13 protein-coding genes are annotated in these 12,353 nt (G+C 67.8%); 2 read left to right on the top strand and 11 right to left on the bottom strand.

Annotated elements, in window-relative coordinates; genetic code table 11:
• Nucleotides 1–500: dihydrofolate reductase family protein (locus AC1DFR_RS22015; RefSeq protein ID WP_476874472.1), on the top strand; the 500-nt coding region annotated here is incomplete at its 5' end.
• 89 nt (nucleotides 501–589) lie between these two features.
• Nucleotides 590–1,027: a hypothetical protein gene (locus AC1DFR_RS22020; RefSeq protein WP_476874473.1), complete on the top strand. Its 438-nt coding sequence runs from the start codon at nucleotides 590–592 to the stop codon at nucleotides 1,025–1,027.
• An 86-nt stretch (nucleotides 1,028–1,113) separates the two neighbouring features.
• On the opposite strand, the gene AC1DFR_RS22025 is transcribed toward AC1DFR_RS22020, so the two are convergent.
• The 11 genes from AC1DFR_RS22025 to AC1DFR_RS22075 all read right to left on the bottom strand — a co-directional run bounded on the left by AC1DFR_RS22025 (nucleotide 1,114) and on the right by AC1DFR_RS22075 (nucleotide 12,269).
• A complete protein-coding gene (locus tag AC1DFR_RS22025; protein WP_476874474.1) occupies nucleotides 1,114–1,890 on the bottom strand; it encodes a type 1 glutamine amidotransferase domain-containing protein in 777 nt (258 codons plus the stop codon).
• Nucleotides 1,891–1,996: 106 nt separating this feature from the next.
• The gene (locus tag AC1DFR_RS22030) at nucleotides 1,997–2,182 is read right to left on the bottom strand and encodes a hypothetical protein (RefSeq protein WP_476874475.1); all 186 of its coding nucleotides are present in this window, start codon (nucleotides 2,180–2,182) and stop codon (nucleotides 1,997–1,999) included.
• 103 nt (nucleotides 2,183–2,285) lie between these two features.
• Nucleotides 2,286–2,525, bottom strand: a complete 240-nt coding sequence (locus AC1DFR_RS22035; protein ID WP_476857777.1) for a hypothetical protein — start codon at nucleotides 2,523–2,525, stop codon at nucleotides 2,286–2,288.
• A 180-nt stretch (nucleotides 2,526–2,705) separates the two neighbouring features.
• On the bottom strand, nucleotides 2,706–3,347 hold the full coding sequence (locus tag AC1DFR_RS22040) for a LutC/YkgG family protein (protein WP_476874476.1): 642 nt from the start codon (nucleotides 3,345–3,347) through the stop codon (nucleotides 2,706–2,708).
• On the bottom strand, nucleotides 3,344–4,888 hold the full coding sequence (locus tag AC1DFR_RS22045) for a LutB/LldF family L-lactate oxidation iron-sulfur protein (RefSeq protein WP_476874477.1): 1,545 nt from the start codon (nucleotides 4,886–4,888) through the stop codon (nucleotides 3,344–3,346). Before AC1DFR_RS22045 ends, AC1DFR_RS22040 begins: the two co-directional genes overlap by 4 nt.
• On the bottom strand, nucleotides 4,885–5,688 hold the full coding sequence (locus AC1DFR_RS22050; protein WP_223914436.1) for a (Fe-S)-binding protein: 804 nt from the start codon (nucleotides 5,686–5,688) through the stop codon (nucleotides 4,885–4,887). The genes AC1DFR_RS22045 and AC1DFR_RS22050 overlap by 4 nt, the downstream gene beginning before the upstream one ends.
• Nucleotides 5,685–7,214, bottom strand: coding sequence for a rhamnulokinase (locus AC1DFR_RS22055; RefSeq protein ID WP_476874478.1), 1,530 nt, complete (start codon nucleotides 7,212–7,214; stop codon nucleotides 5,685–5,687). Before AC1DFR_RS22055 ends, AC1DFR_RS22050 begins: the two co-directional genes overlap by 4 nt.
• A gap of 11 nt (nucleotides 7,215–7,225) precedes the next feature.
• A complete protein-coding gene (locus AC1DFR_RS22060) occupies nucleotides 7,226–9,262 on the bottom strand; it encodes a bifunctional aldolase/short-chain dehydrogenase (RefSeq protein WP_476870986.1) in 2,037 nt (678 codons plus the stop codon).
• A gap of 3 nt (nucleotides 9,263–9,265) precedes the next feature.
• Nucleotides 9,266–10,444: an L-rhamnose isomerase gene (gene rhaI / locus AC1DFR_RS22065; RefSeq protein ID WP_476870987.1), complete on the bottom strand. Its 1,179-nt coding sequence runs from the start codon at nucleotides 10,442–10,444 to the stop codon at nucleotides 9,266–9,268.
• Complete coding sequence (locus AC1DFR_RS22070) at nucleotides 10,441–10,824, bottom strand: L-rhamnose mutarotase (RefSeq protein WP_476857784.1); 384 nt, start codon at nucleotides 10,822–10,824, stop codon at nucleotides 10,441–10,443. Before AC1DFR_RS22070 ends, rhaI begins: the two co-directional genes overlap by 4 nt.
• Entirely contained in the window at nucleotides 10,821–12,269 is a 1,449-nt protein-coding gene (locus tag AC1DFR_RS22075; RefSeq protein WP_476874479.1) for an arabinose isomerase, read from the bottom strand. The genes AC1DFR_RS22070 and AC1DFR_RS22075 overlap by 4 nt, the downstream gene beginning before the upstream one ends.
• Nucleotides 12,270–12,353 lie beyond the last annotated feature (84 nt).

Here is a 12,353-nt window from a genome sequence, read left to right on the forward strand (position 1 = left end):
GCTGGCACATCGGCGACCCGCGGGCCAACGATGCCGACAAGGTCGCGAACGAGTGGCTCATGCGCCCACGGGGCGCGTATGTGATGGGTCGGAACATGTTCGGCCCGGTCCGCGGGGACTGGGATGAGGACTGGACAGGGTGGTGGGGAGCCGAACCGCCGTACCACGCGCCGGTGTTCGTGCTGACCCATCACGGACACGACCCGATCCAGATGGACGGCGGAACGACCTTCCACTTCGTCACCGAGGGCTTCGACGCGGCCTACTCCGCCGCCTGCCAGGCCGCCGGGGACAAGGGCGTGGACATCGCCGGCGGGGCCTCCACTGTCCGGCAGGCACTGATCGCCGGCGTGATCGACGAGCTCACCCTCGACATCGCACCGGTCCTGCTCGGTTCGGGCGAACGTATTTTCGACGGGGTTGAATCCTTCGGCGTCGAGCCCGCCGAGGTGCTCCACTCACCGCTGGCCACCCACATCCGTTACCGCCGCGCCAGTTAAGTCCGTCGGCGCTGCGGGTCTCACAACCAGAGAGGTACGCCGTGGGGAGCGGGACGAGAATGAGCAGGGGCCGCAAAATATGGCTCGGTGTGCTGGCAGTAACGGTTGCCTTTGTCACCGCTTTCTTCCTCTGGTCATCGTGGAAGAGCGATCAGATTGTCGCTGAGCTCAAGACGATTGCCGACCGCCTCCAGCCAGAGCCGGGATGGGAACCCTTAAGAACGCAGGAGCCGGTGGGCAGTGCGCTGTGCATCCCGCTCGATGGACCTTGCTCCCAGTACGCATACCGTTGGGACACTCACCGGAAGTACCGGGAGGGTGACCTGGAGCGGTACGTTCAGCAGGTGGGTTTGACGCCACAGGAGTACAAGCCATGCGTACGGGAACAGAGGATCAATGCAGGCGGACTGGACTGCCGGGGCATTGGCGTCATCGACGGATGGAACGTACGCATCACGATCACTGACTACGGTCGGGACGACGACACCAACATTGTGCAGGTCGTGGTCAACAAGTACGGCTACTGATCCTTGTTTTGTGTTCGCGATTGCCGCAGAGCGGAGGCGGCCACCCCGTTGCCGGGGTGGCCGCCAGTTTCAGTGCGATCTTGGTGCTAGTGCTCCGCTTCTGCGGCAGCCTTCTTGGCGTCTTTCTCGGCGTCCTTCTCGGCGCGCAGAGCCTCCGCGTCGTGCTGTTCCTCGGCTTTTTCCTGATGGATGACCTCTGCGAAGAGCTTCTCCATCTCCTTGGCCACGCCGGCGGCTGAGGCCGGGTTCTGGCCGGTCACCAGCCGGTCGTCAACCACGACCTTCTCCTCGAAGACGTCAGCGGAGACGTGGGTGGCGCCTTGTTCCTCAAGTCGGTCGGCCAAGAAGAACGGGATGACCTTGTCCTTCCCTGCGGCAACCTCCTCGTCGTTGGTGAAGGCGGCCACCTTCCGGCCCTCGACGAGGCGAAGTCCGTTCTTCAATTCCACATTCAGCAGACCGGCCGGTCCGTGGCAGACCGCGCCCACCAAGCCGCCGGCGTTGTAGACGCTGGCCACCAGATTCTGCAAGCCTTCGCTGTCCGGGAAGTCCCACATGGTGCCGTGGCCGCCCACGAGGTAGACGGCGTCGTACTGGTCGGGGTCAACGACGTCGACGCGGGCAGTGTTGTAGAGTCCGGCGCGCGTGGTCTCGTCCTCCGTGAAGGCGACCTGTATGGGATCTTCTGAGTCCACCTCGTCGCGCGGAGGCTGTCCGCCCTGGATGGACGCGAAATCGACGAAATGCCCGGAATCCTTGAAGACCTTCCAGGGATGTGCAGCCTCCGCCACGTTGTAGCCGGTCTTCTCTCCGGTATCGCCGATCTCGGAAACGCTGGTCAGTACCATGAGGATTTTCTTCATGAAGTGCTCCTTTCGTCCAACTTCCACCCTACGCCCAGCCCCATTCGGGCCCCCTCCCAGCTCAGGTGCCGGAGCAGTTCTTACGCGATAGAACGCTCCGAGACGGTTAGTCGTTGCAGTTCTGCAGGACCCAGTTCTGAGCGCGCCAGATGACGTTGTAGAGGTTGTAGGGTGCGACATCAAAGGTGTCCCACTTCTGGCCGACGTGAGCGGTCCAGTTAGGAATGGCGCCACAGCAGACACGGTGTCCAAAGACATAGAACAGTGCATGTGGCAGAGCGCGCTTCATCATGGAATGCCTTTCCATTGTCGCCGCCCCCGAATGGGGCTAGCGTAGCCACGCGCTCATAGCGTCATCGTAGCGGACCCTCATCCCAGCGAGCGCTGCCAGCCGTTCACAGCTCCCCGTCGAGGTGCTCCATCTCCAGGCACGCGTCCTCGTAGGAAACGTCGCCGTTCCGGAATGCCTGCTCAAGTTCCTTGGCCCTGCGCCGTGAATGGGCCGTGCTCAGTGTTCCCGTGAGGCCAGCCTCCAGATAGTCGAACCTGGAGTGCGTGGGCTGCTGGTCGCGGGCGTGGTCGCTTGCCGGGACGTGCCGGCGGATTGTCGCGCGGAACCAGGCGCCAGGGTGCATTAGGCGATGCGCATAGGCTCTGGGGTCGACTAGGTACATGCTTCCATGGTTCAACTCCCTGCTGAGAAGACCATGAGTTTCCTCTGAGTGATCGGGGCAAACGACTTTCCGGGGCCATCACCGCCAACCAGGAGGCCCCGCGTCCCTCGTGCTGGCAGGAAGCGGGCCCCGGCCTCCCGCCTACCTCCGGACGATCACGACGTCCAGGGTCCGGGGGCCGTGGACGCCTTCGACGCGTTCGAGTTCGATGTCGCTGGTGGCGCTGGGGCCGCTGATCCAGGTCTGCGGGCGGGTGCCGTCGAGCCGGCGGAGGGCCTCCGGCAGGATGGCGGTAATGTCCCCGGCCCGGACGATGCAGATGTGCCGGTCCGGGACGAGGCTGATGACCCGGCGCCCCTGGTCCGGTGCGGCATCGAGGATGATGGTGCCGGTTTCGGCGACGGCGACGGCGCTGCCGGTGACGACGGCGTCAATCCCGTCGAGCTCCTCGACGCTGAGCCGCTGCCCGGGGGCGTCCGTGACGCGGCGGCCGGAGCCGCCGTCGTGAGCGTCCGCCTCCGAGAACAGCGCCTGGTCCAGACCGTGTGGCACAGCGTAGCGGCCGGTGCCCTCCAGCAACGCGGCGAGCCGCTGCGGCACCGCGGCGGCTTCCTCGACGAAGACGTTTGCCTTGTAGTCGAGGAGCCGGTCCGTCAGCAGCTCGATCAGCGCTTCCCCGCTCAGCTCGGAGGAGCGCCGGTAGTCGCGGGGCACCTCCGGTACCGCCGGAGCGTCCCGGAGGGCCGACCGGATCCGGTCGAGTATGTCTGCGCGTGCGTTCACGGGTTCTCCTCTGTTCCGGCTGATCCTGGGCCGGCGGACTCCGGGCCGGGGGCATCGGGGCCGGCGGCGCGGTGTTCCTTGTCCCACCACTGCCGGAAGGACTGTGCGGGCGGTGCAGGGATGTCCCGGCTTTGGGTCCAGCCGGCGGCGATGCCGGGCAGTTTGGTGATTTTCCGGTCCGGGCCGGTGGCAAGCCGGCCCAGCGGCAGCACCTTCTCCACGAGGCCGAGATTCTTTCCGGAGGACAGCGCCCAGGAGGCCGCCTTCATGCCCAGGTCCATCTGGCTCGGCAGCCGCTTCTTGCCGCGTTTGCTGTCCACGTCCTCGCCGCGCAGGTGCACCAGGATGTCCGGGATGTTGATCTTCACCGGGCAGGCGTCGTAGCAGGCGCCGCACAGTGAGGAGGCGTAGGGCAGGGAGTTGTTCTCCTCGGCCGTGATCCCGGTCAGCAGCGGCGACAGGATCGCGCCGATCGGGCCCGGGTAGGTGGATCCGTAGGCGTGCCCGCCGGTGCGTTCGTAGACGGGGCACACGTTCATGCAGGCGCTGCAACGGATGCAGTGCAGCGCGGAGCGGCCCATTTCGTCGGCCAGGGCGGCGCTGCGTCCGTTATCCAGCAGGACCAGATGGACGTTCTGCGGCCCGTCATCGGGCGTGACGCCGGTCCACAGCGAGGTGTAGGGGTTCATCCGCTCGCCGGTGGAGGACCGCGGGAGCAGCTGCATGAACACTTCGAGGTCCTCCCAGCCCGGCAGCAGTTTTTCGACGCCCATAACGGTGATGAGCGTTTCCGGCAGCGTCAGGCACATGCGCCCGTTGCCTTCGGATTCGACGACGGCGAGGGTCCCGGAGTCCGCGAGGGCGAAGTTCGCGCCAGACACGGCCACCTTGGCGCTGAGGAACTTGCGGCGCAGGTGTGCCCGGGCGGCCGCGGCGAGGCGCGCCGGCTCGTTGGTGAGCTCCGGATCCACCCCCTCCATTTCGCGCAGGAAGATGTCCCGGACCTGGCTGCGGTTCTTGTGGATAGCCGGGACCAGGATGTGGCTGGGCTTGTCGTGGTCCAGCTGGACGATGAGCTCGGCGAGGTCGGTCTCGTAAGCCGCGATGCCCTGTTCTTCGAGGTATTCGTTGAGGCCGATTTCCTGCGTGGCCATGGACTTGACCTTGACCACCTCGTCGGCGCCCTGGTCCCGGATGAGGGCGGCGACAATGCTGTTGGCTTCGCCGGCGTCGCGGGCCCAGTGGATGGTCCCGCCTCGGGCGGTGAAGTTCGCCTCGAACTCTTCGAGCAGTTCCGGCAGCCGGGCCATGACGGATTCCTTGATCGCCCGGCCCGCCTCGCGCAACTCCTCCCAGTCGGGGAGTTCGGACACGACGGCCAGCCGCTTGTCCCGGATGGTCCGGGTGGCGTGGCCGAGGTTGGCCCGCAGCTGGGTGTTGCCGAGCTCGCGGCGGGCGGCTTTCGGGAAGGGCTCGTGTTCGTGCAGGTTGCCGATGCCGAAGACCGGCAGGGACGGCATCCCCAGGAATGTGCCGCTCATCGTGCGGTCCTTCCGGTGGTGAGGCGGACGTCGCCGGAGACGGCAGCGGGATTCTCGAGGGTGCTGGCCAGGATCTCGGCGAAGTGCATCGTGGTGACGCCGCTGCCCTGCCGGGACAGTCCGCCGCCGATGTGCATCAGGCAGGACGCGTCGCCGCCGGCGCAAAGTTCGGCGCCCGTGCCGCAGATGTTGGCGGTCTTGTCCGCCAGCATCGCCGAGGACACGTCCGCGTTCTTCATCGAGAAGGTGCCGCCGAAGCCGCAGCACTGGTCGGCCTCGGGCAGTTCGGCCAGTTCGATGCCGCCGACCGAGCGCAACAGGTCCAGTTGGCGGTCGCCGAGCCGGAGCAGGCGCATGCCGTGGCAGCTGGGGTGGTAGGTGATCCGGTGCGGGAAGTACGAGCCCAGCTGCGCCGCCGCGTCGGTGACGCCCAGGACATCCACCAGGAGCTGGGAGAGCTCGTAGGTTTTGGCTCCGACGGCGGCGGCCCGGGCCTCCAGCCCGGCGTCCCCGCAGCGGCGGGCGACCATGGGGTGCTGGTGCTTCACGGAGGCGACACACGAACCGGAAGGTGCGACGGCGACGTCGTACTCATCTTCTTCGAAGGCCTTCACATGGTTGGCGACGACGGGCAGCGCTTCCTTGAGGTAGCCGCTGTTGACGTGCATCTGCCCGCAGCAGGCCTGGCCGGCCGGAAAGATGACCTCGTGGCCGAGGCGTTCCAGGATGGACACCGTGGCGCGGGCCGTGGCCGGGTACATGGCGTCAACGATGCACGTGGCGAAAAGCGCGATCCTCACTGGGCACCTCCGCTGGGGACGACACTCTGGTGTGCGGCCCGGGCTGAGGGCACGTACTCCGCCGGGTGCTGGGAGGCACGCACCACGGCGCGCAGCTCCCCCAGCCCGCCGCTGAGCACGCCTGCGGCGCGGGCCTGGACCAGGACGTTGCCCAGGGCCGTGGCTTCCACGGGTCCGGCGATCACGCGTTTGCCGGTGGCGTCGGCGGTGAGCTGGCACAGGAGCCGGTTCTGGGATCCGCCGCCCACAATGTGCACGACGCCGGCCCGGACGTCCGCGAGCCGTTCGGCGTCGGCGATGGTCCGGGCGTAGCCGGCGGCAAGGCTGTCCAGGATGCACCGCACGATGTGCGCGGGATGCTCCGGCAAGACAGCACCGGTGTTCCGGACCGCGCCCCGGATCCGTTCGGGCATGTTGTCCGGAGCGATGAAACAGGGGTCGTCGGCGTTGATGACCGGGCCGCCGGGCGGAAGAGTCGCGGCCGCGTCGAGCAGTTCCTCGAGCCCGGGCCGGTAGCCTTCGGCGGCCCAGGTGCGCTGGCATTCGCTGAGCAGCCAGAGGCCGCCGACGTTGCGCAGGTAGCGGATGGTGCCGTCCACGCCGCGTTCGTTGGTGAAGTTCGCGGTCCGGCTGGCCTCGGTCAGGACCGGGTGGGACAGTTCGACGCCGACCAGGGACCACGTGCCGGAGGAGACGTAGGCGAAATTGTCGTTAACACCTCCGGCGTCCGCCGGTACGGCGGCGACGGCCGAGGCGGTGTCGTGCGAGCCGACGGCCACCACGGCCGTGGTTTCGGGAAGTCCCAGGCGTCCCGCGATGTCCTTGGTGAGGGTGCCGACGGTCTCGCCGGGCTGGATCAGCGGCGGGAACAGGTTCGTGGGGAGGTCCAGCGCGGTGAGGAACTCCGTGGCCCACTCCCCCGCGACGGCGTCGAAGAGCCCGGTGGTGGAGGCGTTGGTGGCCTCGGTGCGGCGCTGGCCGGTGAGCAGGAACCCGATGAGGTCCGGGATGAGCAGCGCCTGCAGCCCCTCCAGCGCCGGCTCCGTGGCGAGCTGGTAGATCGTGTTGAACGGCAGGAACTGCAGCCCGGTGGTGGCGTAGAGCCGGGCCGGATCGAGTTTTTCGTGGACCCGGGAGATGGCGGCACGGGACCGGTCGTCGCGGTAGCTGAACGGCGCCGCGACCAGGTCACCGGCGTCGTTGACCAGCCCGTAGTCCACGGCCCAGGTGTCGATCCCGATGCTGGCGATGCTCTCGCCGCGGGCCGCGGCCGCCGTGGCGGCGGCCGCGAGCCCGGCGAGGACCTCGGCGAACAGCGCGTCGAAGTCCCAGCGGAGGCCGCCGTCGAGCTCCTTGACCCCGTTGGGGAACCGGTGCACGGTCTCCAGCTCGGCCCTCGCCCCACCGGGGCTGCCCGCGACCCGGCCCAGGATGACCCGGCCCGAGGACGCACCGATGTCGATTGCGGCAAAAGCACTGCCGGCAAACCGGCCGCCGTCGGTATCCGCTGGTGGCACCGCGTTCATCGCAGGAAGGCTCATCGCAGGAAGGCCGCGGCCACGCCGGCGTCCACGGGGATGTGGAGCCCCGTGGTGTGGGAGAGCTCGCTGCCGGTGAGCACGGCGGCGGCGTTGGCCACGTTTTCGGGCAGCACTTCGCGCTTGAGCAGGGTGCGCTGGGCGTAGTACTTGCCCAGTTCCTCTTCCTGCACGCCGTAGACGGCGGCGCGCTTGGCGCCCCAGCCGCCGGCGAAGATCCCGGAGCCTCGGACCACGCCGTCGGGGTTGATGCCGTTGACCCGGATCCCGTACTCGCCCAGTTCCGCGGCGAGGAGCCTGACCTGGTGGGCCTGGTCTGCCTTGGTGGCGGAGTAGGCGATGTTGTTCGGGCCGGCGAACACGGAGTTCTTGGAGGAGATGTAGATGATGTCCCCGCCCATCTCCTGGCCGATCATCACCTGCGCGGTCGCCTTGGCCACCAGGAACGAGCCCTTGGCCATGACGTTGTGCTGGAGGTCCCAGTCCTTTTCCGTGGTTTCCAGCAGCGGCTTGGAGATGGAGAGCCCCGCGTTGTTGACCACCAGGTCCAGTCCGCCGAAGGCCAGGACGGCTTCCTGGATGGCGGCGGCGATCTGGGCTTCGTCGGTGACGTCGGCCTGGACCCCGATGGCGACGTCGGCGCCGCCGAGTTCCGCGGCCACGGCCCGGGCGTTGTCCAGGTTCAGGTCAGCGATGACCACGCACGCGCCGTCGGCGGCGAAGCGGGTGGCGATCGCTTTGCCGATGCCCGACGCCGCCCCGGTCACCAGGGCGATCCGGCCAACATGGGATTTCGGCTTGGGCATCCGGGCCAGTTTGGCCTCTTCCAGGGCCCAGTATTCGATCCGGAACTTCTCGGCTTCCTCGATCGGGGCATAGGTGGAGACGGCTTCGGCGCCGCGCATGACGTTGATTGCGTTGAGGTAGAACTCCCCCGCCACCCGGGCGGTCTGCTTGTTCGCACCGAAGGAGAACATGCCCACGCCGGGCACCAGCACAATCGCCGGGTCCGCGCCGCGCAGGGCGGGGCTGTCCGGGGTTGCGTGCCGGTCGTAATACCCCTGGTAGTCCTCGCGGTAGGCGGCGTGGAGTTCCTTCAGCCGGGCCACGGAGTCTTCAACCGGGGCGTCGGCGGGCAGGTCCAGGACCAGCGGCTTGACCTTGGTGCGCAGGAAGTGGTCCGGGCAGGACGTGCCCAGGGCGCCGAGCCGCGGGTGCTCGGCGGCTTCGAGGAACGCCAGGACGGCGGGGTCGTCGCTGAAGTGCCCGAGCTGCGGCTTGTCCGTCGAGGCGAGTCCGCGGATCACGGGGGCCAGGGCGGCGGCCTTCGCGCGGCGCTCGGTTTCCGGGAGGGCGGCGTAGCCGGGCAGCTTGGGTCCGAACGGTTCGTTCTTGCCGTGGTCCTTGATGTACTCCTCGGCCTGCTCGATGATCCACAGCGAGTTGGCTTCGGCTTCCTCGCTGGTGGCGCCCCAGGCGGTGATGCCGTGGCCGCCGAGGATGGTGCCGACGGCGTGCGGGTTGGCGTCCTTGATCGCGGCGATGTCCAGGCCGAGCTGGAAGCCGGGGCGCCGCCACGGCACCCACGCCACCTTCTCGCCGAAGATCTCCTTGGTCAGGGCCTCGCCGTCGGCGGCCGTGGCAATGGCGATCCCGGAGTCCGGGTGCAGGTGGTCCACGTGCGCGGCGTCGACCAGGCCATGCATGGCGGTATCGATCGACGGCGCGGCACCGCCTTTGCCGTGCAGGCAGTAATCGAACGCGGCGACCATTTCGTCTTCACGCTCGACGCCGGGGTACACGTTCTTGAGCGCCTGCAGCCGGTCCAGCCGCAGCACGGCAAGGCCCTCGGCCTTCAGCGTGCCCAGGTCACCGCCGGAGCCCTTGACCCACAGGAGCTCGACGTCGTCGCCGGTCACGGGGTCCTTTTCGGTGCCCTTGGCGGAGGTGTTGCCGCCGGCGAAGTTGGTGTTCCGCTTGTCCGCGCCGAGGCGGTTCGAACGGGAGATCAGTTCTTCAACAGTCTTATTGGTCATTATTTAAGCGCCCCATCCGGCCTGGTGGCCGCCGACGCGGTCCTCGTTGATCTTCTTCTGGTAACCGCTGGCCTTGAAGGCGGCCATCGGGTCCGCGGGCAGGCCGCGGGATTCACGCCACTGCGCCAGCGCGGGGCGGACATCGGTGTAAAAGGCATCGTTGAAGATGCCGTTGGCGGCCAGGACGTCGCCGCTGCGCTGGGCCTCGGCCAGCGCATCGGTGTCGATCAGCAGGGCGCGGGCGGTCATTTCCTGGACATTGAGCACGGACCGGATCTGGCCCGGGATCTTTTCCTCCAGGTTGTGGCACTGGTCCAGCATCAGGGCGACGGCTGAATTCTCTCCTGCGGACTTGCCGAACCCGCCGCCGCGGATGACCTCGTGCATGATGCGGAAGAGCTGGAAGGGATCCGCCGCACCGACGATCAGGTCATCGTCCGCGTAGAAGCGGGAGTTGAAGTCGAAGGAGCCGAGCTTGCCCAGGCGCAGCAGCTGCATGACGATGAACTCGATGTTGGTGCCGGGGGCGTGGTGGCCGGTGTCGAGGCAGACAAAGGCTTTCTCGCCCAGGGCCAGGGTCTGGGCGTAGGAGGTACCCCAGTCCGGAACGTCGGTGTGGTAGAAAGCCGGCTCGAAGAACTTGTACTCCAGCACCAGGCGCTGCTCGTCGCCCAGGGCCGCGTAGATTTCCTGCAGCGACTCGGCCAGGCGGTCCTGCCGGCCGCGCATGTCGTCCTGGCCCGGGTAGTTGGTGCCGTCCGCGAGCCAGATCTTCAGATCCCGCGAGCCCGTGGCGTTCATGATCTCCAGGCACTCGAGGTGGTGGTCGATCGCGCGGCGGCGGACCGCAGGGTTCGAGGAGGTCAGGGAACCAAGCTTGTACTCGTCGTCCTGGAAGGTGTTGGAGTTAATAGTGCCGAGTCCCACGCCGAGGCCCGCCGCGAACTCCTTCAGGGCCGCGTAATCTTCCACCTTGTCCCAGGGGATGTGCAGCGCCACGGTGGGCGCGAGTCCGGTGAGTTCGTGGACCTTCGCGGCGTCGGCCAGCTTCTCGTGGACCGTGCGCGGGGTGCCGGGAGTGCCGAACACCTTGAAGCGGGTGCCGGAGTTGCCGTAGGCCCAGGACGGGACCTCGATGGCGAGTTCCCCGAGGCGGCCCAGGGCCGTTTCTGTGGTGTTCATGGTTGTTCCTTCTGCGGTTGGTGGTTGTCCCCGGCGGCGTTGGCCGCGGACAACTGGTCCTCGAGATTGAAGATTTCGGTGAGCTGGAGGAAGCCTTGGTCCGGCGCTCCGGCAAGGTCGTCGAAGAAGCCGGCCATCTCGGCCTGCCAGCGGGCGTTGACGTCAGTGGCTGCCATCCGGGCCTGGGCTTCGGTCAGGCTGTCCGTTTCGAAATAGCCGACCAGGAGCCCGTCGGGCCGGAGGAAGAGTGAGTAGTTGTTCCAGCCCGAGGCCTTCAGGGCCCGGAGCATCTCCGGCCAGACGGCCGCGTGCCGGCGGGTGTATTCCCCGATCAGCGCGGGCTTGACCTGGAGCTGGAAGCAGACGCGTTGCGTGCTCATGAGAGCACCACGTGGCGGTGTTCGATGCCCAGCAGGGATGCGGCAGCCTTGATGTCGGCGGCGCGGTGGCCGACGCATAGGGCCCAGTGGTGGCCGATTCCGGTCTGGCTCCAGACATCCACCCAGAGCCCGGGGTCCCCGCCGAAGTCCACCCGGGAGGTCGTGTTGCCGATCTGCAGGAGCGGGCCGGGAACCACCTCGCCCTCGGAGGTGACGAACACGTAGCTTCCGTCCGGGTCCTGGCCGAGGCCGAAGGTGGTGACGCGGCCGCGGCGAACATCGAATTCGACCGAGACGCCCCAGCCGCGTTTGCCGTGGTAGACGCCGAGTCCGCGCAGGAGCGGGTCCTGGGCGGACACGGCCAGGTGGGCCGGGCCGTCGTGTCCCATTTCGACCACGTTGTCGAGGAAGTTCAGGGCCTGGATCTCGGTAAATGATCCCCCGGCGCCGATCGCCTGGGCCGCCAGCATGGCGATGGAGGTCCGCAGCTCGAACTCGCCGGCCATCGGGATGCCCCGGGCCGTCAGGATGGAGGAGCCCAGGATCATCCCGGCGCCGAGCCGTTCGTGCTGTTCGCCGGCCAGTCCGCGGTGATAGTAGGCCACGGAGTCCAGGTCGAAGTCCTCCACAAGGCGGTCCAGGCCGACGGACACCTTCGCACCCCACGCGAAGTCGTCGTCGTTCACGGAGTCATCCACAACGAAAAGTTCGCGGGCGAGCCCGAGCCGTTCGGTCACCTCCGCCTCCGTGACGGCGTTGACCCGTTCGCGGAGGTCATCGAATTCGAGCACCTCCACGTGGGAGCCGAAGGTGGTGGACACGGTGGTGAGGTCGGTGGCGACATCGAGCATGCCCGGATAGAGGTGGCCCATGAGCCCGTGCCGGGCATTGCGGAGCCGGGCGCGGACGCCGGCGGCGTGGACCCACGCGGTGATCCGCTCCCAGGCGGACTCCTGCTTAAGGTGCCCCGAGACGGAGCGGAAGTCGATCCCGGCCCGGCGGAAGACGTTGGCGACCTCCGGCACCGGGCACTGGCCGCAGTAGGCCAGCCACTTGCCGGTGTCAAAGTTGGCGTGGTCCATCGCTTCGGTTGGCTGCAGGTCGATCACCAGGACGGGGGTCTTCGCGCGCTGGGCGATGGGCAGGACCATGGAGGATGTCAGGTACGTGGTGAGGAAGATGACGATGAGGTCGCAGTCGGCGACGCGGAGCTTTTCGCCGGCCGCGGCGGCCTCCTGCGCGTCGGAGATGAAGCCGGTGTCGACGACGTCGGCGTCGAGCTCCTGGAAGCGGCCGGTGACGTACCGGACGGACTCCCGCAGCTGCGGCAGCAGCTCCGGGAACTGGGGCCAGTAGGCGCCGAGACCGCCGGAGACCAGCCCGATGCGGGTGGGGCGGCGCCGGTGCGGTTGCAGCAGCCGGTCTGCCGGTTGTTTCTGGTTCATGTGGGGCCTTCCGGCATGAAAAGGGGGATCTGGGGCTCCGGAACGTGGTTTCCGGGCACGGCTGTGGAGTTGACGCCGTGGGCC

The organism is Arthrobacter sp. 05T410, assembly GCF_056396505.1.

Excerpts from the sequence above, each read along its gene's own strand:
- AC1DFR_RS22025 (WP_476874474.1), bottom strand. The coding sequence starts at position 1,890 with ATGAAGAAAATCCTCATGGTACTGACCAGCGTTTCCGAGATCGGCGAT.
- AC1DFR_RS22030 (WP_476874475.1), bottom strand. The coding sequence starts at position 2,182 with ATGATGAAGCGCGCTCTGCCACATGCACTGTTCTATGTCTTTGGACAC.
- AC1DFR_RS22035 (WP_476857777.1), bottom strand. The coding sequence starts at position 2,525 with ATGCACCCTGGCGCCTGGTTCCGCGCGACAATCCGCCGGCACGTCCCG.
- AC1DFR_RS22045 (WP_476874477.1), bottom strand. The coding sequence starts at position 4,888 with ATGAGCGGCACATTCCTGGGGATGCCGTCCCTGCCGGTCTTCGGCATC.
- AC1DFR_RS22055 (WP_476874478.1), bottom strand. The coding sequence starts at position 7,214 with ATGAACGCGGTGCCACCAGCGGATACCGACGGCGGCCGGTTTGCCGGC.
- AC1DFR_RS22060 (WP_476870986.1), bottom strand. The coding sequence starts at position 9,262 with ATGACCAATAAGACTGTTGAAGAACTGATCTCCCGTTCGAACCGCCTC.
- rhaI (WP_476870987.1), bottom strand. The coding sequence starts at position 10,444 with ATGAACACCACAGAAACGGCCCTGGGCCGCCTCGGGGAACTCGCCATC.
- AC1DFR_RS22070 (WP_476857784.1), bottom strand. The coding sequence starts at position 10,824 with ATGAGCACGCAACGCGTCTGCTTCCAGCTCCAGGTCAAGCCCGCGCTG.
- AC1DFR_RS22075 (WP_476874479.1), bottom strand. The coding sequence starts at position 12,269 with ATGAACCAGAAACAACCGGCAGACCGGCTGCTGCAACCGCACCGGCGC.